Genomic DNA, 25109 nt, shown 5'->3' on the forward strand with positions numbered 1-25109 from the left:
TTACCGATGTTTTTCACCAAATCCCTTTGTCGCAAAGCCGACAGCAACCCGCCAAGCCTTCAGAAACTGTAGGGATAGCGGATCCAATGTTCCAAAACCGCCAAATCTTTCTCGGCCAAATAGCGGAAGTCATCGCGATGGTCGGCATAAACCGTCATGGCGATCTGCGGCCAGACCTTTTGCTCGGTCAGCATCGCGAAATACCAAGCCATTGGGAAACCGGCCTTGCGATCATAGTCGTGCAGATAATTGCCCAGCTCCAGCCCGGACAAGGCCAACACCGCTTGCCCCGGCACCGGCTGCGGCTTGATCGGCAGCGGTGTCGCCTCGATCTTGCGCTCGCCGAAACGATCCATGAAAGACAAGAGCTTCAAGACGAAATGGTCGCAAAAGCGCCCCTTGGATGCGGCGCTCGATTTGTCCCATTCTTCCAGAAACCGGATATAGCGCAAATCCGACCCTTCTGATGACACTTGCCGGGAGACCAGCTCACCGATATCGGTGATCGAGCGGAAATCATATTTTGCCGCCCCCAACGGCCGCGCCTCGACGCGCGCAGCAAAGGCCCCGGCAGGGTCAAGCAGATCCTCGATATCATCGGGCACCTGATCGTCAATGAACAAAGGATGGTCGACCACTTCGGTCAGTTCCTCGACTTCCAACTGCACAAAGCCCGCCGCCCCGTCTCCATTCGGGGCGACGAAATAATGGGTCTGACCATCAAACCGGGTTGTGAAATAGCCTTCCGCGCCAAACTTCTCATAAAGGGCAAAGACATCATGATCACAAGCATCCTCCGCCCATTGGCGCAGATTCATCGCCACCCGGTTAAAACCCGCATCCACCACGCCACCAATCCGGTGCCAGTCCGAGCGTGTGGTGCGATAGCGAAAGGTGTAATCAGGCAAGATGGTGCTGACGGCCTCGACCAGAGACACATGATGCACGCCGGGAGGCACCATCCGGCAAATCCTCTCCAGTGACTTGGTGCGTGGCTGCATGTCTATCATGATGGATTGTCTTCCACCTCCCCTTGTTCTAATTCGGCAATCACGATCCCCGTCGCCTGCTCCACTTGGCTGGTAAAGGCAATGCACCCCCCGCCACTGGTGACCAGATAGAGATTGAAAGCGGCCGCTTCACGCACCGGCTTTGCAGCGACAATGTCGTCATCCTGACAATAGGTGAAATGAATGTCTGGCCAGTGCGATCTGAGGCCAGCGGAAATATCCGGCCCCAGCACTTGGCCAGCCACCCGCGCGCACACCCCATCCAGAACAGCGTCATCAATCACGCGTCTTCCTCCAGAAAGCCCGTCAGGGTCTGGGCTTCCTGCCCCATCACCCGCGCCAACCAAGGCGGTGGGGATCCAGCCAGAACGCTTTGCAATTTGGCCAACAGGTCGCGCGCTTGCCCGCCTTGGGGCTGCTTGATCGGATGAATGTTGGCCCGCACGACCTTGGCCGCAGCAGGCCCACCAATCGACATAACGGCCAGCACCTGACAATCTGCAATCAGCGACGCCCGCCACTTATTCTTGTCCTCGACATCTTCTGGCTCCTCGTTGCGCCGCACATCGATCAATCGCTGTTCCGTTCCCGACAATTGATAAATGAGGAAACGGCGACAGGACCCGAAATGCCCATCCAGCTCCTCGGCCCCATTGGAGGCACAAGCCACCCGGATCGAGCCGGGCATGTCCCCTTCCTGATAGGGATCGAGAGTGAAGTCATCGACATCCGCATCCACCCCTTCCCCTTTAAGCAGACGCAAGACGGCTTTGAGTTGATCGGACGGAATGGGGATCAAGGTCTCCCCGCCTGCCTTGCGAAAGGCCTTCATGCCGAGCTGCGCAACTTTTGCTTCCGTCATCGGCACCCCGACAGCTTGCACAAGGATATCGATCAGCGACCCTGCATCCACGTCCGGCAAGTCTTGCGCCGCCAGTCCGATTCGCAGAGCCATTTCTCTGGACAAGGCTTCAGTCATTGGATCTTCCCCATAGTGAACCAACCAAAAGGGTTTGAAGAGTGAAGGAGTGCGCTTGCCAACCAGGAAGCAATCGCCAAGACGCACCCCCTCGTCGCATTCATTCAGCCGGAATGATGCAACCATCTTCAAAGCACAATTCAAGGCATTTCGGCGCGTCAAAGCTGCCCTCACACTCGGTGCATTTGGATGCATCGATGGCATAGACACCCTTGGACGGGGAAATTGCCCCGGTCGGGCATTCCGGCTCGCAGTCGCCACAGGCGGTACAAAGATCGGCGTTAATCATCATGGCCATGGTCTGGCTCCTTTCATTGAGAGGAAGAACTATCCGCGCTTGAAGCGCAGGGTCGTTGGAAAAGCGGGTGGAGGGGAAATTGGATCGATATAATATTTGGTCCCGTCCGAGAGCTCGATCACCCCGCCCCAGGCGTCCCCATTGTCGGTCTCAACGGAGGCAATGACCTCTTCGAGATCCTTTTTGGCGACATAAAAGAGCAACTCGCCCTTGTCGTTGTGCCGCAGCATGACATTTGGCATCAAAACCTCCTTCGCCGCGCCCGCATCCCCCGCTGCCAAAGATGGCAACGAGGGACAAAAACGCAACTTGTGTCGGCGCCTTAGCGCACCAGATCATAGTTGAAGTCGGTCTTGCCCATGATCATCGTTTCCCTGTCGAGCTGTTCCAGCACCGCATTGGTCAAGGTGGTCAGAATGGTCATTGCCCCTTCATAGCCAAGGGTGGTGGCCCGATGCAGGTGATGGCGATCAAAGATCGGGAAGCCGATCCGGATCAAAGGCACGCGGAAGTCTTCGCCCTTGCGCAGGGTGTCACGCTCGATGAATTTGCCGTAGCTGTTGCCGATCATGAAGTCGGGACGATCGGTGAAGATCAGCGACCGCATATGCCACAAATCCTTGCCGACATGGACTTCGCAATTGGCCCCGTAAGGGCTGTCGGCGAGCATTTTATCCATCGCCTTCTTCCAACGCTTGTTGGCATGGTGGCAGAGAATATGCCGCGGCTCGGCCCCCAATTCCAGCAAGAAGGCGGTCATGCCCATGACAAAATCGGCATCGCCCCAGAGCGCATATTTCTTGCCATGCAGCCAAGCGTGACTGTCGGTCATCATGTCGACCAACCGACCGCGCTCCAGCTCCAGCGACGCCGGGATTTCCTTGCCAGTGATCTCGGCAATTTTCATCAGGAAATCATCGGTCGATTTCAGCCCCATTGGGATATTGATGGCTGGCGTGTCATGCTTCCAGGTATTCTTGGTGAATTTGCGCGTCTTGACCGACTGCCAAGGCTGCAACAAAAGGGTGTCCTTGGCATTGGGCGCGTCTTTCACTTCATCCTGCGTGGTGCCACCCGAATACATGCGATATTTGCCATCCGCTGGCGTATCGAGCACTTCGGATGGATCGCAGAGCAGCGAATAGTCGACACCCATCTCTTCCATATAGCGGCGCATGACACGGTAATTGCCAAGATAGGTCTCAAAGCCCGGCACGATGTTGATCTTGCCATTCGAGCCGACTTCCTTGTCCTCCATATTATTGAGCGTGAAGTAGCGGATCGTGCCCTCGAACATATTGTCCCAGCCGGTCGTGTGCGAGCCGACAAAGCTTGGCGTATGGGCAAAAGGCGTCGGGAAATCGGCCTCGATATGGCCTTCCTTCTTGGCGTTGCCGATGAAGGCATTGAGGTCATCGCCGATAACCTCGGCCATGCAGGTGGTCGACACCATGATCATGTCCGGCTTATACAAAGCCTTGGCATTTTCCAGCCCGTCAAACATGTTTTTCTGGCCGCCAAACACCGCTGCATCCTCGATCATCGAATCCGAGACACAGGCGATAGGTTCTTTGAAATGGCGGTTGAAATAGGTGCGGAAATAGGCAACGCAGCCCTGCGATCCATGCACATAAGGCAAGGTCTTCTCAAAGCCCAGTGAACAGAGCACCGACCCCAGCGGCTGGCAGGCTTTGGCCGGGTTGATGGTCAATGCCTCGCGCGAAAAATTGAGGTCTTTATATTCCTCGGTCGTCGTCCATTCGAACACTTCATCAATCTTGGCCTGATCGACCCGGTTTTCAAACAAGGCCTGCTTGTCGCCAAGGGACTTGGTATATTCCTCTTCCCGAAAGAGAGGATAGCTGGGTTTGATATTCTCTACAGTCTGACTCATTTGGTCCTCCTTCGCGCCACCAATGCGTGAACAGGCGAAGTGTTTGAGAAATTGCGCTCGGCCAGATCCCACTTCGGCTCTGGCCGCTATGGGCTTATTCAGCGGCAATCGCCGCCGGCTCACCCGCCCGCTTCCAAGGCGGTGTCAGGCTGTCCCAGCATGGATTATTCAGGGTCATATCCATGTCGCGTGCAAAGATGGCAAAGCCGTCATAGCCGTGATACGGGCCGGAATAATCCCAGCTATGCATCTGGCGGAACGGGATGCCCATTTTCTGAAAAATGTATTTTTCCTTGATGCCCGAGCCGATCAGGTCCGGCTTGACGCGATTGACGAAGGCTTCGAATTCATAGCCGGTGACATCATCATAGATGAGGGTGGCATTGCCCATTTCAGGGATCGTCCGGTCGTAATCGTCATTATGGGCAAACTCATAGCCGGTGCCGACCACTTCCATGCCCAGATCTTCATAGGCACCGATGATGTGACGCGAACGCAAGCCGCCCACATAGAGCATGACTTTCTTGCCTTCGAGGCGCGGCCGATATTTGTCGACCACGGCCTGCCATTCGGGACGATATTTCTCGATGACCCGTTCGGCGCCTTCCTTGATCTTATCGTCAAAATGCGAGGCAATGTCGCGCAAGGCTTCTTCGATCTTGGTCGGGCCAAAGAAGTTATATTCCATCCATGGCACGCCAAACTTCTCTTCCATATAGCGCGAGATATAGTTCATCGAGCGATAGCAATGCAGAAGGTTCAGCTTGGCTTTCGGCGTCTGTTCCATTTCGGCCAAGGTGCCATCACCGGACCATTGGGCAATCACCCGCAAGCCCATTTCCTCAAGCATGATGCGCGAGGCCCAGGCGTCACCACCGATGTTATAGTCGCCAATGATGGTGACATCATAATCGGTCGCCTCGAACTCCTTGCCCGTTGCCGGATCAATGATCCAGTCGCGAATGGCATCGTTGGCAATATGATGCCCCAACGACTGGGACACGCCGCGAAAACCTTCGCAGCGCACAGGCACGACCGGCTTGTTCAACTGATCGGCCTTCTGTTTGGAAATGGCCTCGATATCGTCACCAATCAGACCAATCGGACATTCGGATTGTACCGAAATCCCCTTGGCCAGCGGGAACAGCATTTCGATCTCGTCGATCAGCTTGTCGAGCTTTTTGTCGCCACCAAACACGATGTCCTTTTCCTGAAAATCGGAAGTAAAATTCATCGTGCCGAAGGTGTTCACCCCCGTATCACCGACATAATAGTTGCGGCGACCGGCGCGGGAATATTGGCCACAGCCGACCGGGCCGTGGGAGATATGGATCATATCCTTGACCGGACCCCAGACCACACCCTTCGAACCGGCATAGGAGCAGCCACGAATGGTCATGACGCCGGGCAGGGATTTGCGGTTGGAAGTGATGCATTTGCTCGATTTTTCGAGATCAGGATCGTTGACGGCCAGATGCTTGGCGCGGTCGGTCTGCGCTTTCTCCGGATAGACCTCAAGCACTTCCTGGATGAGCGCTTCGGTTTCTTCTTTTGTCAGATGTGACATAGGGGTTCCCCATTGTGAAGGCGGGGACCAATCCGTCCCACACCTTGTGCAACATTTCAGGGTGTCTGATAGAGACAGGTTGGCGCGGTCAGGCAGCGGCCCCTGCATTGTCAGCGGTCTGCCCGACAATGCTCTCGTCTTCCGGTTCCATGATGCCGAATTCCATCAACAATTCTTCCAGATCGTCCATGGAGATCGGATCGGGAATGACGAACTTGTCGTTGTCGATGATTTTCTGCGCCAGATCGCGATATTCTTGCGCCTGCTTGGCGTCCGGATCGAATTCGATGACGGTCATGCGGCGAATTTCGGCATGCTGCACCACATTGTCACGCGGGACGAAGTGGATCATCTGGGTGCCAAGCTTGGCGGCCAGTGCCTCAATCAGCTCGTCTTCGCGGTCGGTGTTGCGCGAGTTGCAGATCAGGCCAGCCAGACGAACGCTACCGGAATTGGCATATTTCACGATGCCTTTGGAAATATTGTTGGCCGCATACATGGCCATCATTTCGCCGGAGCAAACGATATAGATTTCTTGCGCCTTATTCTCGCGGATCGGCATGGCAAAGCCACCGCAAACAACGTCACCAAGAACATCGTAGAAGACGAAATCAAGATCTTCCTCGTAGGCACCCTCTTCCTCAAGGAAGTTGATGGCCGTGATCACACCGCGACCAGCACAACCAACCCCAGGCTCTGGACCACCAGACTCGACGCATTTGATGTCGCCGTAACCGACTTTGAGCACATCTTCGAGTTCCAGATCTTCAACAGACCCGGCTTCAGCGGCCAGATGCATAATGGTGGTCTGGGCTTTTGCGTGCAGAATAAGGCGGGTGGAATCCGCTTTCGGATCACAGCCGACAATCATCACTTTCTTGCCGAGCTCTGCAAGTCCGGCAACGAGATTTTGCGTGGTGGTGGACTTACCAATGCCACCCTTCCCGTAAATTGCGCATTGACGAAGTGCCATAGGTCTTCTCCTTGGTGACTCGTTTGGTTCGTGTGTTCCACGAACAAACAGGTTCGCGAAACGGCGTCTGCCAATCGAATTTGCAAGGGGTGTGCCAACTTTGTTGACGGCACCTATCCACATGAATTTAAACGATAAATTTATCAATATACGGATTTATACGGCAAGGCGGAGATACGACAATTTCCAAAATTCTTTGTCGCAGATTTTACAGAATGTCTGCCCATTGTCGGGCATCACGCAAAATGCCCGCAAATGCGACAATGTCACATCCATTCGCCTGACCAGACCCTGATTGTCAGCTTTGTGACAATCTCTGATCATCCAAATTTCTCATTGCTTTCAAACTCTTAATCGGAACGCGCCCATTGGTCCAAAACTTGCTCCTGTAAAGACAAAGGTGACAAACATACAAAGAGGGCGATATGAACCGGTCAGACATCGAAACCATCATTGAAAAAATCGCAAGCGGCTCGGTCGTTCCCTATCTCGGCCCCGGTGTGCTCTATGACGTCCGCCATGACCCATCCGGGGAATCCATGCCCGCCGACAGTGACAGCCTGATCCTTGCCATGAACAGAGGACGCCCGATGGCCCCCAAGCTGATGTATGAGTTCCCGCGCGCGGCAATGAATATTGAGCTCAAGCGCGGCAGGCGTTTCATCGAGCAATTTCTAACCAAACTCTATGGTGCGGAAAAATGGAGCCGCGCCGCCCTGCATGACTGGCTCGCCAGCCTCAAGCCCGCCTATGTCATCGACATCAACCGCGATTTGCAATTGCAGCAAAGCTATCAGCAGGTGCCCCATTTGCTGGTCCGAGGCATCGCCCGGATTGGCGGCACCGATTATCGCTTCATGCTGCATCAGCATGACGGCGAGACCTATCGCTGCGTAACAATAGAGGAGGCCGACACCAGCCTGCCGATCCTCTTCAAGCCGTTGGGCTCGCCCCTGCCGCATCCGACCTATATTGCCTCGGACGCCGACTTTGTCGATTATCTCACCGAATTGATGGGCGGCTTTGGTGTGCCTGCTTTCCTCAAAAGCCAACGCAAGGGCAAGCAATATCTGTTTCTCGGCATGCGCTTCACCCGCGACACCGAGCGGATGGTGATGTCGGACATCATTCATGACGCAGCCGAGGAAGCTGGCTGGGCACTGATCCCCAATCCCACCGACAAGGAGCGTCGTTATTGTGCCAAGAAGGGCATCACCATCATCGAAATGGCATTGCCCGACTTCCTCGATGTCGCCCAAACGGCTGCCTTTGCCTGACCGCGCGGATGACGAAGCGGCCGAAAAACCAGTTGCGCCCTCGCAGGGAACATGCAAGGGAACAGGCAAGGAAGGGGCAAGACAAGGCTGACAGGCAACGCCAGACAAGCTTCGGCCCCAAAGGACCAGACCCAAAAGGACGATAAAATGAGCGAATTGCCACCCTGCCCCAAATGCGGCTCGGCCTATTGCTATGAAGATGGCCCCCTGATCATCTGCCCCGAATGCGCCCATGAATGGTCGCCTGCGGCAGCCGCCGCCGAAGCAGAAGCCAGCGTCATTCGCGATGCCAATGGCACCCCACTGGCCGATGGCGACACCGTCACCGTTATCAAGGATCTGAAAATCCGCGGCACCAATGACGTGGTCAAGGTTGGCACCAAGGTGAAGAATATCCGCGTTGTCGGCGGCGACCACGATATCGACTGCAAAATTCCGGGCATCGGCCCAATGGGTCTGAAGTCGGAATTCGTCAAGAAAGTCGCCGACTGAGCTCAGTCAGGCGAAAAGACAAAAGGGCATGACCGCTTTCCCGGTCCTGCCCTTTTTTTTGCCGTTACTCGAACATGCCTTCCTCGGCAAAGCAGACCTTATATTCTGAGCAGGTCTCACACGAAGGCGAGCGGCAGAGGATAAAGCCCTCTTTGGCACAGAGCTGGCGGTAGAAGAATTTCTTCCAGCGCATATTCTTGTCATTCTGCGCGGCCAGCGGGCGGAAATTGTGCAACAACATCTGCCCCAAAAATGGACGAGAAAAAAGCCCTAAATCCGACCAGAGATGGTCTGACCCCATGCAGCCCGTCGCGATGATCTGGGCCATCCAGACCTCGCTGTCCGACAGCCCACTGCGATGCTCCAGCAGCAGGCTGCGCACGTCATCAAGTTCCGGTGCCCGCTCCGGTTCAACTTCCAGCCGCACCTCACAGTCCATGCGATCAAGCGATGGAAAATGATAGGCCAGCAAAGCCTCAAAACTGGCCTTATCCAAACCCAGAAATCGCGGCATCGCGCCTTGGCCAACCATCCAACTGGCCAGAATCTGAGACAGAAAATCAGCATTGGAATCCGGACGCGCAGCAGCCCTCAGACGCGCATAGGGCGCCTGAGGGCTTAGAGACTGATCCAGCATCACAGCAGACCTGCTACCCATCAGGCACGCTCATAGGTGACGCGAATATCTTCATCACGCACGATCATCTGACAGGCCAGCCGCCAGTCGCTGGGCATATCATTGACGATGATCTGCTCCAGATCGTCCTTGCTGATCTTGCCGATCTCGCGCAGGACGGTCTTTTCCTTGTCGGTCATATGCACGCCCATATGGGTCGGCCCGCCGTCAATATCAGTCACCTTGATGACACAAGATCCGCATTCGCCATCGCCACAGTCAAAGGCAATCGGCACTTTGAATTCCTTGGCCAGCGACAGCACGGTTTTCTTGTGGCTGCCCGCAGGCGCATAAATTTCCATCTCGTCAAATTCGGGATGCTGGAAGATGATTTTCGGCATCTTGTTTCTCCTTCATGGTTGGAGCAAATCAGGCAGGTTTGACGATGGTCTCGCCTTCACCAATCACCTGAGCCTGACAGGCAAGACGCATATCCTTGCCCGCCATGTTTTCCTTGAGCACCTTGTCCTCCAGCGCCGAGGGTTCGGACAGATTCTCGATGCCCTCATCGACACTCATCAAACAGGTGCCACAATCCCCTTCGCGACAGCCATAAATGATGCCGGCCCCCACTTTCTCGGACACCTCGATCACCCGCGTCCCTGCAGGCACATTGACCGATACGTCGATATCTCCAAATGTCAGCTTTCCTTTTGCCATGGTCTTCTCCTTGGTCACTATGGTCCAAACCCATCGGCAACCAAGCGGTCCGTTCCGCTTGCTGATGGGCGTCAAATTCAAAATGTCAGCACCCGCCTTGGTGCCTAAAGATCGGCGAAGTCGACAACTTTCGGCTTTGCCTTGCCGCACAAGGTCTCTGCGATTGACCGGCCAAAGGCCGTGCAATCTTCCAGCTCCTGTTCGGTTGGATGAAACTTGATGCGGACCCCCTTTTCCGGCACCCGCATTTTGAGACCGCGTAGCCGGTCTTCAATCATCGGCACCGCTTCCCCGGACCAGCCATAGGATCCAAAAGCAGCACCAAATTTGCCTTTGGTTTCGATCGAAATCAGGGATGCCAAAACGTCCCAGACCGGCTTGACCGCATCGCCATTGATGGTCGGCGAGCCAAAAACCAGACAATCGGCCTCTTCAATCAGGTCGACAAAGGGATCTGTCTCACCCCCTTGCAAATCATAAAGCGACACCCGCACCCCATCGACATCGCTCGCCCCTTCATAAACCGAGCGGGCCATATCGGCGGTCGCGCCATAGGCGCTCATATAAAAGATCAGAAGGCTTTTTTCCTTGCCCTCCATCTCGTTGGGCAAGCGAGAGGCCGACAGCGAGCGATAGCTGCGCACATACTCCATCGGATGGTCGCGCAGGATAGGCCCATGCGAGGGAGCAATCAGGGCAGGCTCCAGTGGCTCGATCTTATCCATCGCCTCCAAGACAAAGCGCTTGAAGGGCCGCATGATATGCTTGAAATAATATTCAAACGAAAAGCGGAAATCCCCAACCAGATCATTGTAAAGCCGCTCATCGCAAAAGTGACTGCCAAACACATCGCAGGAAAACAGGATCTTCTCATCTTCGACCCAGGTGCATTTGGTTTCTGGCCAATGCAAATAGGGCGTATGGACAAAGGTCAGCGTCCGGTCACCGAGCGACACCTGATCCCCGTCATTGGTCAATGTGTAGGCATACATCTCCAACTCGTCCTTCAGCGTCGCATTGAGCAGCTTCAGGCCCCGATTGGAGACATAGATTCGGGCCTGTGGTGCCCGCCGCATCAATTCCGGCGCGGCCCCCACATGGTCCGGTTCCAAATGGTTGAGAATGACCGCAGTGATGTCCTCATAGGCAACCACCTGCTCGAGGCGCTCGAAAAAGGCGTCGGAAAATTCCTCCTTCACCGTGTCGATCACCGCCACCCCTTCGCTGCCGCGCACCACATAGGCATTGTAGGTCGTGCCGTTGGCGGTCTTCAAAATCAGATCGAACACCCGCAAATCAGGGTCAAAGGCCCCGACCCAATGGATATCCTTTGCAATCTCGACCGCTTTTGCATTTTTATTCATGGTCACGTTCCTTACAGGATCCCTTCGGCCACCAAGGCGGCGATACGCTCAGGCGGAATGCCGGTCAGCGAGCCGGGCGGATTGACCACCTCGCCAAATTGATCAAGGATCGCCCCTTCCACCGGGCAAATGCTGGCGCATTGGGACACCGCATAGTCCCCGTCGCAATGACTGCAGGCCCGGCTGTCGATGACAAACCGACTCTCCCCTTGCGCAATCGCCTTAGTTGGGCAGACATCCATGCAGGCATGGCAGGACACACAAAGATCACTGATCTGATAGCTCATGCTGGTTTCCTTATCTTGCCCGCATCAGGCGCTGATTGGCCGGGTTGTGGCTGCAGCGTCCAGAGCGCCGCCCTCATACAATTCGCGATAAACCGCCATCACGGCGTCAGCAATCGGCTCCATGGCATGCTCGCCATTGGGCGCGATACCCGCCGCCTCCAATTGATCCCACGGCTCGAAGCCGATCTTCGAGCAAAGCACTGCTTCGCAATCTGAAAGCATCCGGATGGTCTTTTGCAGGGTGGTTTCCCCATCGCCGCAACTGGTGTCGCCGCTGCAATATTGCTCGGTCTTGCGATGGCCAACCAGCCGCGCCCCTGTGGGAGTGGCTTCATAGATCATGAATTCCTTGGCATGACCGAAATGCTGATTGATCAGCCCCTGCCCTTGACTGGCCACAGCCATCTGCACCGGGCGCAAATCAGCAGGAAGACCAGAAAGGTCTTTGCTTGTTTGACCAACCGACAGGCCGTTATAGGTGAAGAGAGTTCGGGCGCTGCCAGCTCCCGACTGCAGCTGCAATTGTGCCTTGAGGTCGGCAGCACGCTCTTTCTTCCGCGTCCGGTCCGCTTCGATTTGCGCATGGACCTCGGCCCGCTCTTTCATTGCCGCCTGATAGTCGATCTCCAACCCGTCAATTTTGGCCAGCGTGAAGTCTTCGCCGCGGTCTTCCCCCAATAGACCAACCGCGTCGGCGCGGCATTGGCGGCAATGGCGCATCATATTCATATCGCCACAGGCATCTTGCAGCGTGGTCAACTCGGCCTGCGTTGGTCCACGCTGGCCCATCACCCCATAATAGGTGCCATGCTCGGCTTCAGCGATCAGCGGCATGACATTATGCAGAAACGCCCCCTTGGCGCGGATCACCTTGCTGACCTCTTCCAAATGGGCATCATTGACGCCGGGGATCATCACCGAATTGACTTTGACCAAAATGCCCTTCTCGATCAGCATCTCAAGGCCACGCAATTGCCGCTCAAGCAGGATTTTTGCCGCTTTCACCCCGCGCATGCGGCGATTCTTCCAAAAAATCCATGGATAGATTTGCGCCCCGATTTCCGGGTCCACCGCATTGATGGTGATGGTCACATGATCGACATTATACTGGGCCAATTCCTCAACACAGTCCGGCAAGGCCAGCCCGTTGGTCGAGACGCAGAGCTTGATATCCGGGGCTTTTTCCGACAATTGACGAAAGGTCTCGAAGGTGCGCGCCGGATTGGCCAGTGGATCGCCGGGACCAGCCACCCCCAAAACCGTCATTTGCGGGATCGAGGCGGCCACCGCCAGCGTTTTGCGGACGGCCTGCTCCGGGGTCAATACTTCAGAGACAACACCGGGACGGCTCTCATTGGCGCAATCATATTTGCGATTGCAATAGTTGCACTGGATGTTGCAGGCCGGTGCCACCGCCACATGCATACGGGCATAATGGTGATGCGCCTCTTCGGAATAGCAGGGATGATCTTTGATCCGATCGCGAATGCTGTCGGGCAACGCGTCAACATGATCCTTGGAACTGCCACAGGACACTTGCGTGCATCCCGCTGCATCATTCTGCTGGTCTGGCCCGAACACATCCATGCTCCGCGTCCCCTTATTGCCAAAAGTCAAAGTCGACCAAGACTTTGCAAGGGGCGTGCCAGCAGCTTAATTTCAAACCAAAACATTGAATTAAAAAGGAAAAATCAAACACTCATACAGATCATGATTGTCGACTATCTGACAATCGGAGGGAAGGATGTGTGCACGTTTCACAACAATCCTCTTCCCCTTCATGTATCATATCTTGCGCACCGAAATGCCGAGGATCTTGATCCGATAGGCGATCTGGCGTGGTGTCATGTCGAGCAAGCGTGCGGCCTTGGCCTGCACCCAGCCAGCCTCTTCCAAAGCGGCAATCACCCGCTCACGCTCATCGAGTTCTTCGTCATGCCAGGCCTTGGCTGGTGTGGTGGAGGGCTCGGCAGCATGCGAGGCCGTTTTGAGGATCGGCGGCAGGGGTTGAGACGGCACCCCGACCAGAGCCTTTTCCGGCAAGCCGGTCAGCGATACCGTTTCCCGGTCGATGATACCGGTTGGGCTCATCACGCTGGCCCGCTCAAGACAATTTTCCAGCTCCCGCACATTGCCCGGCCATGTATGCCGCATCAGTAGACGGATGGCACTATCCTTCAGCGTCAGCGGACGGCCTTGCTGGCTGCCGATCTTGGCGATCAGAAAACGCGCCAGATCGGGAATGTCATCCATTCGATCCTGCAGCGAGGGCATATTGATCGCCATCACATTCAGCCGGTAATAGAGATCTTCGCGGAAGTCGCCATTTTCAATTGAGGCTTCCAGATCCTTGTTGGTTGCCGCGATGATCCGCACATCGACCTTGATGGTTTTGTTGCCGCCCACCCGTTCAAACTCACCTTCCTGCAACACCCGCAGCAGCTTCGATTGAAAGGCCGGCGTGATCTCGCCAATTTCATCAAGAAACAGGGTGCCCCCATCCGCCTCCTCAAACCGTCCCTTGCGCATCGAGGTCGCACCGGTAAAGGCCCCTTTCTCGTGGCCAAACAATTCGGATTCGAGCAGATTGTCTGGTAAGGCTGCGCAATTGAGCTTGAGGATTGGCTCACGCGCCCGCGGCGAATTATAGTGGATGGCATTGGCAATCAGCTCCTTGCCCGTGCCGCTTTCCCCGCGGATCAGCACCGTGGTGTTCCATTTGGCCACCAGCCGAACCTGATCAAACACCATCCGCATGGCTTCGGTCTCACCCACAACATTCTCAAAACCATGCTGCCGTTTGACCCGGCGACGCAGACTGTCCCGCTCGGCCCGCAATTCATTCTGTTCCGCCTGCACAGCGCTAGACAGCTGCAACACGCGCCCGATGAGGGAAGCGATCATCTGCACCAGTTTGGCATTGTCTTCCAAAAAGCGATCGCCATTGTTTGGTTGCACCGCGAGCACGCCCACGGCCACATCGCCACCAGTGAAAATCGGTGCACCAATGAAGGGGAGATCCGGGTCATACATGCCCAGACGATCGAGAAAGCGCGGCTCGTCCGCAATCCGGCGCACAAGGATCAGTTTTTTCTCGCTCAGAATCGATCCGACAATGCCTTCGCCGGGTTGGTAACGCACATTCTTGGTATAGATCGAATGGTCCTGATGCATGTCGGTGATCTTAAGATCTCCGCTTGTCTCATCGACCAAACAGATCATGCCATAGTGAAGGCGTCCTTCCTCATGCAACAGCTTCAAAACCTCTTGCGAGGTTTCCTCAAGATTGAGGGATTGGCCAAGCAACTGGCTGACCTGATACAGGGTGTCCAGCTCCTGACGGTAAAAGGAGCAATAAACAGGATGAGGGCAAACGCCCTCCGTCCTGTTGGGCGGGCTTGGTCTAGAAGATGGATCGGCTCTCATATCACTCGCAATCTCCGTGCTGATCAACAAGCAGGCATTGTGATGCAGAGGAAGCAGCCGGAGCTGCCGTTGCTTCTGATCTCCATCTCCCCATGGAGTTCGGTTAAAATCTGATGGGCAATGGCCAACCCCATGCCCGAGCGATGCTTGGTCCCACGCCAAGCGGTAAAGAAGGGTTCGAACACTTTCGCACGCAGGGATTTTTCTATGCCAGGGCCACTGTCATGAATGCTAATCTCGATCATTCCATCTTGCGCGGTTGTCGAGCGAATGCTGACATCCCGCCCCTTTGCCCCCTCCTGTCCCACGGCGATAATTGCATTGGACAGCACGATACGAAGCAGGATCCTGAGGCCGATTTCGTCGCCAAAGGTCATCGGCAAATCGGATTTGGCCCGCCAGTCGACAACAATCCCGTGATAGGCAAGATCATCGGCCATGATGACCAGACAATCGCGAATGGCTTCATTCACATTGACCGGCCCATGCACCACATGCTTCTTGTCCGGCTCCGAGAGCCTGAGGGTCTCAATCGCTGCGTGGCCGGACTCCAGCGCTTCATCCAGCGCATATTCCATCGGCGTGCAATGATGCTCCCGATTCTGGTCCTGGTCCTGCAAATGACAGCGATTGAGATTGTTCGACATCGCCTGCACAACATTCAGCGGTTTTTGCAACAGATAGAGCGCCCCATCGATCATCTCGCGGGTGCGATACTCCATTTCCGTCTCCGCCATGCGGGCCCGGATGGCATGCAGCCGGGCCTTCTCATATTGCTGCTTCTGAAAGTCGATCAACTGACAGTGGCTCGCGCATTCCATCGAAGGCCCCAAAGCAGGGCCAGAGGAAGGAATCGCGGAATGGACGGGCCCCGACATTGGCTTGATAGATAGGTCTGACATGGCTATGCAGCTTCTCTTTGATCATTCACCAGAAAAGCAATGCAAAATACGTGCCGAAGAAGATTCCTTGAATTTCCTAGATATTTTTACGTCCAAATGTCACCTTTGCTACAAAAACAAGCCGATCAAAGTCAAAATTGTAGCAATCTTCTCACAAATACGTAATTGCACTACGTATATCTTCCTTCAAGATTTCCGCCACCTTTGCGCCTTCTAACCAGACCAAAAGTAACTTGGCACGGTTAATGCAGATTGCCAGTTGACGACTTGAAATCAACAAGCAATCGGCTAGGCGTATCATGGAAAATTTGTTGCTCATTCTGCTGGAAACCGCACTGGTCAACAATGTTGTACTGGTCAAGTTCCTTGGGCTTTGTCCCTTCCTCGGGGTGTCGAACAAATTGTCGTCGGCCATCGGCATGGGCTTTGCCACCACCTTCGTGCTGACCATCGCGGCGACCGCCAGCTGGACAATCGAACGCATGGTTCTCCAGCCCTTCGATCTTGGCTATCTGCGCATCCTGACGCTCATTCTGGTGATTGCCTCTGTGGTGCAGTTTACCGAACTGGCGATCAAGAAGCTGTCGCCCTTTCTGCATCAGGGACTGGGCATCTTCCTACCTCTGATCACCACCAACTGTGCGGTGCTCGGCGTCGCCCTGCTCACCATTCAGGAAGACCATTCCTTTCTCGAAAGCCTTCTGTTCGGCTTTGGCGCGGCGATGGGCTTCACCTTGGTGCTTGTCCTGTTTGCGGGTCTGCGCGAGCGCCTGAAATTCGCCGACGTGCCGACCATTTTCGCCGGCACGCCAATTGCCTTTCTGACCGCCGGTTTCCTCAGCCTGTCCTTCATGGGCTTTGCCGGGCTTGTCTCTCACTAATGACCGGATGGATGGAGCAACGCATATGATGGAAGCAACGATCACTCTTCTGACGCTCGGTCTGGTGCTGGGCGGCTGTCTCGGCCTTGCCGCTCTCTATTTGCGCGTCGAAGGCAACCCCATCGCAAGCGAGCTGGAAACCATGATGCCCGGCACCAATTGTGGCCAATGCGGCTTTTTGGGCTGCGCGGCCGCAGCCAACGCGCTGGCAAGCCGCGAAGCAGGCGTCACCCTCTGCCCGCCCGGCGGCAAGACGCTGGCAGCCGGGCTCGCAGACAAACTGGGCATCGAGGCCGACCTGACCGAGGTTGGCGACAGTGGCCCGATGATCGCTTTTGTTTTTGAAGACCTTTGCATTGGCTGCACCAAATGCCTCAAGCGCTGCCCGACCGACGCGATCATTGGCGCTTCGAAACAGCTGCACGGGGTGGTCGATGATGCCTGCACCGGCTGTGAGAAATGCGCTGATGTCTGCCCAACCGGAGCCATCACCATGCGCAGAGAAAATGCCACCCTGCAGACATGGCACTGGCCAAAACCCGAATTGCCCTTGGCAAGCTGACAGGAGCTGGTAATGAAACTGTTCAAGATCAAAGGCGGCATTCACCCCAAAGGGCGCAAGGAAGCAACGTCGAACAAAGCGATCCAATCGATCCCGCTGCCCACCATGCTGCGGATTCCCCTGCAACAGCATATCGGGGCGCCCGCCACCGCTCTGGTTGAAAAGGGTGATCTGGTCAAAAAGGGCCAATTGCTGGCCAAGGCCCGCGGGGCCGTGTCGGCCAATATCCACGCCCCCACCTCAGGCAGGATCATTGCCATTGGCCGTTTCATCGCGCCCCATGCCTCCGGCCTACCCGGCACCACCATCACCCTGCGCCCCGATGGGGAAGAGGCTTGGGCAGACCGACCACCCCCTCTTGACCCAGACACCGCCCCTGTCGATGAGTTGGCGAAGCGGGTCGCTGAGTGCGGCATTGTCGGGCTGGGCGGGGCGACCTTCCCCTCCGGCGTCAAACTCAATCTGCGCAACCGCTATGATCTGAAGCTGCTGGTCATCAACGCCGCCGAATGCGAACCCTATCTCACCTGCGACGACCGCCTGATGCGCGAACGGGCAGAAGATGTGCTGACCGGGGTGCGCATCATGGCCCGCACGTTGGGCGTGGAGCGCGTAATCGTCGCCATTGAATCCAACAAACCTGAAGCGGCAAAAGCCCTTCGCACCATTACAAAAGCGTCTGGTGACGACAAAATTTCTATCGTTGAGGTGCCCGCCCGCTACCCGATGGGCTCGGAAAAGCATCTCGTTCAGACCCTGACCGGCAAGGAAACCCCGGCCCGTGCCCTGACCGCCGATATCGGCGTGGTAGTGCATAATGTCGCCACCGCCTATGCCATCCAACAGGCTGTGTGCCATGGCCGCCCGCTCATTTCGCGCATCGTCACGCTCAGCGGCGAAGCGATGGCTGAGGGCGGCAACTTTGAGGTCTTGCTCGGCACGCCGGTCTCCCATCTGGTTGAGCAAGCAGGTGGCTTGAAACATGACCCGGACCGCCTGATCATTGGCGGCCCGATGATGGGCCAGCCCCTCTCCAGCCTGCGCGCGCCAATCATCAAGGGCATCAATGGCATTTTGGCCTTGGGCCAAAAGCAAAAACAGGCCCCGCCGCCCATGCCCTGCATTCGCTGCACCTCTTGCGCGGCGGCCTGCCCTTGCGGCCTTTCGCCCTTTGACATGGCCCAACGCATCCGCAGTGACGAACTCGACAGCGCCGTTGATATTGGCCTGCTCGATTGCATCGGCTGCGGCTCCTGCGCCTATGTCTGCCCGTCGAAAATCCCGCTGGTGCAATATTTCAACTATGCCAAGGGCAGCCTGACCGCCAAGCAGCGGGCCGACCACAAACAGGAAGAGACCAAGCGTCTGGTCCAGACCCGCGACGCGCGCATGGAAAAGATGCGGCGTGAAAAGCAAGAAGCCATGGCCCGCATGAAGGCGGAACGCGCAGCCAAGAAAGCGAAAGAAGAACAACAAAAGCAAGCCGCCGCTGCGGCCCAAAATGCCGACACAGAAACCAAAATCAAGGTGGAAGCATGAGTATGACCGACGTCACAAGCGGCCCGTTCCTCCATTCTGGAGCCAGCGTTTCCCGCACAATGGGGCTCGTTATCCTCGCGCTGGTCCCCTCAACAGCCTTCGGGCTTTATCTCTATGGCTGGCCGGCCATCACGCTGTTTGTGGTGACCATCAGCTCAGCTCTTTTGTTTGAGGCCATCGCCCTCAAACTGGCCGGAAAACCGATCCTGCCTTTCTTAACCGATGGCTCAGGTCTGTTGACCGGTTGGCTGCTGGCCATGACCCTGCCCCCTTGGGCCCCTTGGTGGATTGGCCTCATTGGCTCGATGATTGCCATCCTGCTGGCCAAACATGCCTTTGGCGGCCTTGGCCAGAACATTTTCAACCCGGCCATGATCGCCCGCACGGTGCTGTTGATTTCCTTTCCAGTGCAAATGACCCAGTTTCTGCCGCCCCTGCCACTCAGCAGCGCCAACGCCCCCGGCTTTCGTGAAGGGATCGAGGTCGTGCTCACCGGTCATGCAGGACTGGATGCCCTTTCGGGTGCCTCTCTGCTTGGTTCGATCAAAACGCAACTGGGTCAGGGCGAAACACTGCCCAGCATTCTCGCCAGCCTGTTTGACATGCGCGATGCAGCCATCGGGTCGATTGCGGGTTCCATGGGCGAGACCTCTGCCTTGCTTGCCCTGCTCGGTGGCCTTTTCCTGCTGATCACGCGGGTCATCAGCTGGCACATCCCGGTCTCGATGATTGCCGCGATGGTGGCTCTTTCCACCCTCTGCCACAGCCTCAACCCCGATCTCTATCTTGGCCCGGATGTGCATCTGCTCTCAGGTGCCTTTCTCTTCTCGGCCTTTTTCATCGCCACCGATTATGTCACCGCACCGGGCACCGACAGGGGCAAGATCATTTTCGGGGCAGGCATCGGCATGCTCACCTTTGTCATCCGCACATGGGCTGCCTACCCGGAAGGGGTCGCCTTTGCGGTCCTCTTGATGAATGCCACCGCGCCGCTGATTGATGCCTATGTCCGGCCCCTGATCTATGGCCGCACCCGCAAGGGCACCCCGCTCAGTTACCCTGATGACCACACCAAAGGACCAACGTCATGAGCGGCGAGGCAGACATCAATAGGGCTCCGGCAACAAGCCTTGCTGAACGGACCCACAAATTGGGCATCTGGATCGGCACCCGCTTTGAGGCCATCCGCAGCAACCCGCTCTATCTGGCCCTGTTGCTTGGTTTCTTCTCGGTCGTCAGCGCCCTCACCCTGTCCTCGGCCTTTCTTGCCACCGAAGAGGCCATTGACCTGCGCCACAAGGAAGATTTGCAAAAGTCTCTCGCGCTGGTGATCCCGGACGATCGCCATGACAATGATCTGGTCACCTCTGCCTTCACCCTCAAATCAGAGGATGGCATCGAAAAGCTGGTCTATCCGGCTCGGCTGGGCGGTCAGCTGGAGGCGGTTGCCTATCAGACCACAGCACTCGGCTATGGCGGCCCAATCCTCGTCTTGCTCGGCGTTGACAAGGATGGCCAATTGCTTGGTGTCCGGGTCTTGCAGCATGCAGAAACTCCGGGACTGGGCGACAAGATCGAAGCCGACCGCAGCGACTGGATCACACGCTTTGCCGGTCTGTCTCTTGGCAATCTGCTGCCGGAAAAATGGGCGGTGAAAAAGGATGGCGGGGCCTTTGACCAATTTTCTGGCGCCACCATCACCCCGCGCGCCGTGGTTCGCTCGGTCAAGCAAGGCCTTCAGTTTTTCGAGCAGAACAAAGCCAAGCTGCTGGCCCAGCCCTCGGACAATGGAAAAGGATAGACATCATGCGCTATCGTGACATCACACTGGAAGGCCTCTGGACCAACACCATCGTCTTCTCCCAGACCTTGGCCCTTTGCCCGCTTTTGGCGGTCACCAGCACCGCCACCAACGGTCTGGGTTTGGGTTTGGCAACAACGGCGGTTCTGGTGGCCTCGGCCTTTGTCATTGCCTTGCTGCGCACCATGATCGAACGGGAGATCCGCATCCCGGCCTTTGTGCTGATCATTGCGGCGCTCGTCACCATCGTCGACCTCTATATGAATGCTTATCTGCACGATCTTTACAAGATTCTGGGCCTCTTCATCCCGCTCATTGTCACCAACTGCGCCATCCTTGGCCGGGCCGAAAGCTTTGCCTCCAAAGCCAGAATTCTGCCCGCCATGGTGGATGGCTTGATGATGGGGGTCGGCTTCACCATCGCGCTGGTGCTGCTAGGCTCGGTGCGCGAGATCCTCGGCTCCGGCACCTTGTTCGCGGGGGCTTCTCTGCTCTTGGGGCCGTCTCTGGCTTTTCTCGAGCTTGAAATCCTCCCGAATTATGACGGTTTTCTGCTGTTTGTCCTGCCCCCCGGAGGCTTCATCCTGCTTGGTCTGATCCTCGTCGGCAAACGGCTGATTGACCGGACCATTGAGGAAAGGGCCAAACCTCAGGTGACCCCTGAAAAGCCGGTTGGCAAGCAGATCACTCTATAGGAGCCTCCCATGAATATCGGCGTTGCTTATGTCACCCCCATTCACAAGGTCTGGATCCGAATGGAAATGCCAGATGATTGCTCGGCAGAAGAAGCGATCACCCGATCAGGCATCCTGACCCAGTTCCCCGAGATCGATCTCAGCGCACAAAAGGTCGGCATCTTTGGCCGCATCGTCAAGCTCAACCAGCGGCTGGAAGACGGGGACCGGGTTGAAATCTATCGCCCCATCACGGTCGATCCCGATCAGGTGGAACGCCGGGACATGTAATCACGCGCCCTAATAAACATCCCGCTGATAGCGATGGTCCTTCGTCAGCTGATCCATATAGGCATCGACCCCCGCGGCATCCAGTTTGCCGTGGGTCGCGATAACCCGCCGGATGGCTTTATCGACATCGGACGCCATGCGGCTGGCATCGCCGCAAATGTAGATCGCGGCCCCAGCCTCAAGCCAGTCAAAGAAAGTCGCTCCGTCCTTCTCGATCAAATGCTGGACATATACTTTCTCTGTGCTGTCCCGTGACCATGCAAGGCTCAACCGGGTCAGAAGACCACTCGCCGCCCAACCTTCGATCTCGCCCCGATAGAGATAATCCGTCGCCTGATGTTGGTCGCCGAAGAAGAGCCAATTGTCGCCGGTTGCCTGCCGCATTTCACGTTCTTCCAAAAAGGCATGGAACGGCGCGATGCCTGTGCCCGGGCCGATCATGATCACCGGCTTGCTGTCGTCTTCGGGCAGATGGAAATGTCCCGATCGCTGGACATAAACCCCGACGCTGCCGCCAAGCGCCAGCCTTTTGCCCAGAAAGGTTGAGGCCACCCCCTGCCGTTTGTGACCCTCCAGATCATAATGGACCTCTCCGACCGTCAGATGCACTTCACCGGGATGTTTTTTCGGGCTGGAGGCAATCGAGTAAAGGCGCGGCTGCAGCGGTCGCAGCCCATCGACAAAGGCCTGCGCATCAAGATCTGGAACACCAGCTCTGAGCAGATCAATCACATGAGCATCCGCAAACGGACGCTCGACGCCCCATGCCTCAAGGGTCGCGGGCGTCACCGTCACGATATCAAGCTTGGTCAGCACCGCCGAACGCAGCTTGCAGGCACCGGATTTGAGATTGACCACCTCCCGACCTGTGAGCCCAAGCAAGGCAAGGATCTCATTGGCCAGCTCCGGCGCATTAACCGGCCAAACCCCTAGAGAGTCGCCGACTGAATAATCAAGATCCTCGCCACCGCCGGCGAGTGAAATCTCCACATGATTGACCCTCTTGGCCGATCCATCGCCACTCAGGCAATCAGCACCCATCAGGGAGGCAAGGAAAGGATGGTTTTTGTCAAAGGCAGGCCCGGCTTCTTCTGCGTCTGCCACGCCCGCTGCCCCTGCGGCAGAAGCAAAAGGCTCAGACAGGAAAACCGCCTCTTTCCAGGCGGCATAATCCTCATCATAGGCCACATCGCAGCTCACCAGCGCTGCGGCCCGCGTTGCGCCCAACTCGGCCAGACGCGCATCCAGATCGGTGCCCACCTTGTTGAAATGCGGATAGGAACTGTCTCCCAGCCCACAAACACTGAAATTAAGGCTGGCAGGCAGTGTGGGCGCATCGACCGCCATCAAAGCCTCATAGAATTTCTTTGCATTGTCCGTTGGTTCCCCCTCGCCGAACGTCGCCGCAAGGATCACCACATGATTGAGGCTGACCAGATCCTCTGGCGTCACGGAATCCAACTCTCCAATCTCCGCCTCAAAGCCCTTGGTCTTGGCATATTTGCGCAAATCCTTGGCCAAGGATTCCGCCGTGCCGGACTGGGAGCCAAACAGGATTTTCAGTGCCGTGCCCGCCTCATTTTCAGCACCGTCCCCCTTTGCCGCTGCGGCAATGGCAAAGAGGCCAGTCATCAAACCATTCAACCAATTGCGTTGCTCGCTGTCGAAAGGCGCGTCCTCCGGGATAAAGTGCGGTGCATTCTGGGCATTGGCCTGACCAATCGCCGTAGCGAGCCGGGCAAGCATCTCTGGATCTTGTTTGGTCATCTCACATCCCTCAACTTGCTCGCTCAAGCAGGCTCGGCAATTGCTCGTCCGTCAGGCTGCGGGCATAGCTCAAAAAGCTCTGGCCGGGTGCCCTCTGGTCCAGATAATTGCCGACCACAGTGCCCACGATGGCCTCCAGTTCATCAGACCCGATCGGACCACACAGGGGCCGCCCAATCCCACGATCTGAGTCACTGCCCCCGCCCAGCACCACGAAATAGCCCTCGCCGCCATCGGGCATGGTCGCCCCCACCAATCCAATATCGCCGATATAATGCTGTGCGCAGCTATTTGGGCAGCCGGTGAGGTGAATATTGAGGGGCTGATCGAGACGGAAGGTCTGCTCCAGATGCCGGATCAGCCGCGTGCCATCGGCCTTGGTATGGGCAAGACCAAACTTGCAGCCCCATTTTCCTGTACAAGCCACGCCACCTGCCGCGAAGGCCGTCGCCTTGGTCGCGATGCCAGCGGCATTCAGCTCGGCCTCGGCAAGGGAAAGCTGATCATCTGGCACATGCGGAATGAGAATATTCTGCCAGACAGTCAGCCGCAGATCATTGCCGCCATAGTGCATCGCCACCTTGCCAATGGTCCGCATCTGCTCCGACGACAAGCGCCCCATTTCCAGCGCGACGCCGATATAATTGATCCCCACCTCACGCTGGGGATGGACACCAATATGGCCAGACCGGTTCACCGGCGCGCGCGGCGCGTCATGGGCGTCATCAAGCCGGATCAGCTGGAAATCAGCGTCCATTTCCAGCAATTTCTCATCGGTCCGCTTGAGGAACCATTCCACGCCCTTGGCGTCGAGCAGATATTTGAGCCGCGCCTTCTTGCGATTGGTCCGATCGGCATGCTCGACAAAAACATGCAGCATGGCGGCCCCGACCATCACCGTCTGGGCCGGAGTGCAAAGGGCTCCGGTCGCACGGGCCAGATCCTTGTGACCGGAAATGCCACCGAGCGAAATCCGGCAATAAAGTCCAGGCTCGACGCCCGCCTCATTCATCCCGACCCTGACCGCCTGAAAGCAAATATCGTTGCTGTCGCTCACCGACGAAATGGCGCCGCCGCCATCAAAGGAAATGTTGAATTTGCGCGGCAAGCCCTGCAAGGCGCGGCTATTGAGCACCAGATTGGACAGCCGGATCGTGTAGGGCGACAGGTCAATCAGCTCTTGCGAGTCAAAGCCAGAAGTCGGAGCAGCGGTCATATTGCGCGCACTATCGGCCCCCGATCCATGACAGGACAGGCCTGCCTGATGGATCCTGTCGAGGATCTCGAGCACATTTTTGGGTTCAATTTCGCGCAGCTGCAAATTGCCGCGCGTCGTCACATGGGCATAACCGCCAGCAAGCTCATCAGCAATCTCGGCCATAACCAGCATCTGGTCGCCGCGCATCTTGCAGGCCGGTATGCGCATCCGCATCATGTAACCGGGGCTGTTGGGCGCCACATTGAAAAAGCCCCAATGGCGAAGCAGGAAATTGTCCAGCCCCTCAGCCATTTCATTGCGGTCCGTCCAGCGCTCCAACCGCAAACGCAGATCAAGCGGATGCTGCTGATATTTCGCCAGTTCTTCCTTGCACAAATCCTCAATCGGCGTGCCATGCACCATCTCTGGTTCTGAGCCACCCTGAGCCGTCGACCCATTGCTCGGTGCAAAAGCCTCATGCAGATTGAGCTGCGCAATGGCATCAACGAGATAGGCGATCTGGTCCGGGCTGAAACCCTTCTTTTTCTCAAGCGGTGCATGCATGGCGTGACGATCCTTGCGTCCAGAGGG

27 protein-coding genes are annotated in these 25109 nt (G+C 56.6%); 9 read left to right on the forward strand and 18 right to left on the reverse strand.

The features are described 5' to 3' along the window. Nucleotides 1–59 precede the first annotated feature (59 nt). The 8 genes from DSD30_RS17595 to nifH all read right to left on the reverse strand — a co-directional run bounded on the left by DSD30_RS17595 (nt 60) and on the right by nifH (nt 6721). Nucleotides 60–1010, reverse strand: a complete 951-nt coding sequence (locus tag DSD30_RS17595) for a hypothetical protein (RefSeq protein ID WP_157967758.1) — start codon at nt 1008–1010, stop codon at nt 60–62. Beyond that, entirely contained in the window at nt 1007–1294 is a 288-nt protein-coding gene (locus DSD30_RS17600; RefSeq protein ID WP_114011040.1) for a DUF6129 family protein, read from the reverse strand. Before DSD30_RS17600 ends, DSD30_RS17595 begins: the two co-directional genes overlap by 4 nt. Continuing rightward, complete coding sequence (locus DSD30_RS17605; protein ID WP_114011142.1) at nt 1291–1989, reverse strand: dinitrogenase iron-molybdenum cofactor biosynthesis protein; 699 nt, start codon at nt 1987–1989, stop codon at nt 1291–1293. The genes DSD30_RS17600 and DSD30_RS17605 overlap by 4 nt, the downstream gene beginning before the upstream one ends. A 100-nt stretch (nt 1990–2089) precedes the next feature. Beyond that, complete coding sequence (locus DSD30_RS22105; protein WP_114011041.1) at nt 2090–2287, reverse strand: 4Fe-4S binding protein; 198 nt, start codon at nt 2285–2287, stop codon at nt 2090–2092. 29 nt (nt 2288–2316) lie between these two features. Beyond that, a complete protein-coding gene (gene nifT / locus DSD30_RS17615; protein WP_114011042.1) occupies nt 2317–2529 on the reverse strand; it encodes a putative nitrogen fixation protein NifT in 213 nt (70 codons plus the stop codon). Nucleotides 2530–2609: 80 nt separating this feature from the next. Next, a complete protein-coding gene (nifK, locus tag DSD30_RS17620) occupies nt 2610–4181 on the reverse strand; it encodes a nitrogenase molybdenum-iron protein subunit beta (protein WP_114011043.1) in 1572 nt (523 codons plus the stop codon). Nucleotides 4182–4275: 94 nt separating this feature from the next. Continuing rightward, nucleotides 4276–5748, reverse strand: a complete 1473-nt coding sequence (nifD, locus tag DSD30_RS17625; protein WP_114011044.1) for a nitrogenase molybdenum-iron protein alpha chain — start codon at nt 5746–5748, stop codon at nt 4276–4278. Nucleotides 5749–5836: 88 nt separating this feature from the next. Continuing rightward, nucleotides 5837–6721 (reverse strand): nitrogenase iron protein, encoded by an 885-nt coding sequence (nifH, locus tag DSD30_RS17630; RefSeq protein ID WP_114011045.1) that lies wholly within the window; start codon nt 6719–6721, stop codon nt 5837–5839. Nucleotides 6722–7146: 425 nt separating this feature from the next. On the opposite strand from nifH, the gene DSD30_RS17635 reads away from it, so the two are divergent. Both DSD30_RS17635 and DSD30_RS17640 read left to right on the forward strand, forming a co-directional pair. Beyond that, a complete protein-coding gene (locus DSD30_RS17635) occupies nt 7147–7998 on the forward strand; it encodes an SIR2 family protein (RefSeq protein ID WP_114011046.1) in 852 nt (283 codons plus the stop codon). A gap of 147 nt (nt 7999–8145) precedes the next feature. Beyond that, a complete protein-coding gene (locus DSD30_RS17640) occupies nt 8146–8490 on the forward strand; it encodes a zinc ribbon domain-containing protein YjdM (RefSeq protein WP_114011047.1) in 345 nt (114 codons plus the stop codon). Nucleotides 8491–8554: 64 nt separating this feature from the next. Here DSD30_RS17640 and DSD30_RS17645 read toward each other — a convergent pair whose 3' ends face one another. The 8 genes from DSD30_RS17645 to DSD30_RS17680 all read right to left on the reverse strand — a co-directional run bounded on the left by DSD30_RS17645 (nt 8555) and on the right by DSD30_RS17680 (nt 15805). Next, nucleotides 8555–9148 (reverse strand): nitrogen fixation protein NifQ, encoded by a 594-nt coding sequence (locus DSD30_RS17645; protein WP_114011048.1) that lies wholly within the window; start codon nt 9146–9148, stop codon nt 8555–8557. Further along, nucleotides 9148–9507, reverse strand: coding sequence for a 2Fe-2S iron-sulfur cluster-binding protein (locus DSD30_RS17650; RefSeq protein ID WP_114011049.1), 360 nt, complete (start codon nt 9505–9507; stop codon nt 9148–9150). The genes DSD30_RS17645 and DSD30_RS17650 overlap by 1 nt, the downstream gene beginning before the upstream one ends. Nucleotides 9508–9535: 28 nt before the next feature. Further along, nucleotides 9536–9826, reverse strand: a complete 291-nt coding sequence (locus tag DSD30_RS17655) for a 2Fe-2S iron-sulfur cluster-binding protein (protein ID WP_114011050.1) — start codon at nt 9824–9826, stop codon at nt 9536–9538. A gap of 104 nt (nt 9827–9930) precedes the next feature. Next, nucleotides 9931–11190, reverse strand: a complete 1260-nt coding sequence (locus DSD30_RS17660; protein ID WP_114011051.1) for an FprA family A-type flavoprotein — start codon at nt 11188–11190, stop codon at nt 9931–9933. Between the two features lie 11 nt (nt 11191–11201). Continuing rightward, the gene (locus DSD30_RS17665; protein WP_114011052.1) at nt 11202–11477 is read right to left on the reverse strand and encodes a 4Fe-4S binding protein; all 276 of its coding nucleotides are present in this window, start codon (nt 11475–11477) and stop codon (nt 11202–11204) included. A gap of 24 nt (nt 11478–11501) precedes the next feature. Continuing rightward, the gene (gene nifB, locus DSD30_RS17670; protein WP_114011053.1) at nt 11502–13064 is read right to left on the reverse strand and encodes a nitrogenase cofactor biosynthesis protein NifB; all 1563 of its coding nucleotides are present in this window, start codon (nt 13062–13064) and stop codon (nt 11502–11504) included. Nucleotides 13065–13262: 198 nt separating this feature from the next. Further along, nucleotides 13263–14903, reverse strand: coding sequence for a nif-specific transcriptional activator NifA (gene nifA, locus DSD30_RS17675; RefSeq protein ID WP_114011143.1), 1641 nt, complete (start codon nt 14901–14903; stop codon nt 13263–13265). 23 nt (nt 14904–14926) lie between these two features. After that, nucleotides 14927–15805, reverse strand: coding sequence for an ATP-binding protein (locus DSD30_RS17680; RefSeq protein WP_114011054.1), 879 nt, complete (start codon nt 15803–15805; stop codon nt 14927–14929). 299 nt (nt 15806–16104) lie between these two features. On the opposite strand from DSD30_RS17680, the gene rsxA reads away from it, so the two are divergent. The 7 genes from rsxA to DSD30_RS17715 are packed head-to-tail and all read left to right on the forward strand — an operon-like array spanning nt 16105 to nt 21553. Then, the gene (gene rsxA / locus DSD30_RS17685; RefSeq protein ID WP_114011055.1) at nt 16105–16686 is read left to right on the forward strand and encodes an electron transport complex subunit RsxA; all 582 of its coding nucleotides are present in this window, start codon (nt 16105–16107) and stop codon (nt 16684–16686) included. 25 nt (nt 16687–16711) lie between these two features. Beyond that, the gene (locus DSD30_RS17690) at nt 16712–17248 is read left to right on the forward strand and encodes an RnfABCDGE type electron transport complex subunit B (RefSeq protein WP_114011056.1); all 537 of its coding nucleotides are present in this window, start codon (nt 16712–16714) and stop codon (nt 17246–17248) included. Nucleotides 17249–17260: 12 nt separating this feature from the next. Next, nucleotides 17261–18787: an electron transport complex subunit RsxC gene (rsxC, locus tag DSD30_RS17695; RefSeq protein ID WP_114011057.1), complete on the forward strand. Its 1527-nt coding sequence runs from the start codon at nt 17261–17263 to the stop codon at nt 18785–18787. A gap of 2 nt (nt 18788–18789) precedes the next feature. Further along, complete coding sequence (locus tag DSD30_RS17700; RefSeq protein WP_198663025.1) at nt 18790–19878, forward strand: RnfABCDGE type electron transport complex subunit D; 1089 nt, start codon at nt 18790–18792, stop codon at nt 19876–19878. Beyond that, nucleotides 19875–20588 carry an electron transport complex subunit RsxG gene (rsxG, locus tag DSD30_RS17705; protein ID WP_114011059.1) on the forward strand — a complete coding sequence of 238 codons (714 nt, stop codon included), beginning with the start codon at nt 19875–19877 and terminating at the stop codon, nt 20586–20588. The genes DSD30_RS17700 and rsxG overlap by 4 nt, the downstream gene beginning before the upstream one ends. A 5-nt stretch (nt 20589–20593) precedes the next feature. Then, a complete protein-coding gene (locus DSD30_RS17710; protein WP_114011060.1) occupies nt 20594–21283 on the forward strand; it encodes an electron transport complex subunit E in 690 nt (229 codons plus the stop codon). 9 nt (nt 21284–21292) lie between these two features. Next, complete coding sequence (locus DSD30_RS17715) at nt 21293–21553, forward strand: RnfH family protein (RefSeq protein WP_114011061.1); 261 nt, start codon at nt 21293–21295, stop codon at nt 21551–21553. A gap of 9 nt (nt 21554–21562) precedes the next feature. Here the strand turns inward: DSD30_RS17715 and DSD30_RS17720 are convergent, their stop codons facing one another. Together DSD30_RS17720 and DSD30_RS17725 are read right to left on the reverse strand one after the other, a co-directional pair. Continuing rightward, nucleotides 21563–23320 carry a diflavin oxidoreductase gene (locus tag DSD30_RS17720; protein ID WP_114011062.1) on the reverse strand — a complete coding sequence of 586 codons (1758 nt, stop codon included), beginning with the start codon at nt 23318–23320 and terminating at the stop codon, nt 21563–21565. 10 nt (nt 23321–23330) lie between these two features. Further along, nucleotides 23331–25082, reverse strand: coding sequence for a NirA family protein (locus tag DSD30_RS17725; RefSeq protein WP_114011063.1), 1752 nt, complete (start codon nt 25080–25082; stop codon nt 23331–23333). Nucleotides 25083–25109 lie beyond the last annotated feature (27 nt).

The sequence above is a fragment of the Cohaesibacter intestini genome (assembly GCF_003324485.1).
GTDB classification, from domain to species: domain Bacteria; phylum Pseudomonadota; class Alphaproteobacteria; order Rhizobiales; family Cohaesibacteraceae; genus Cohaesibacter; species Cohaesibacter intestini.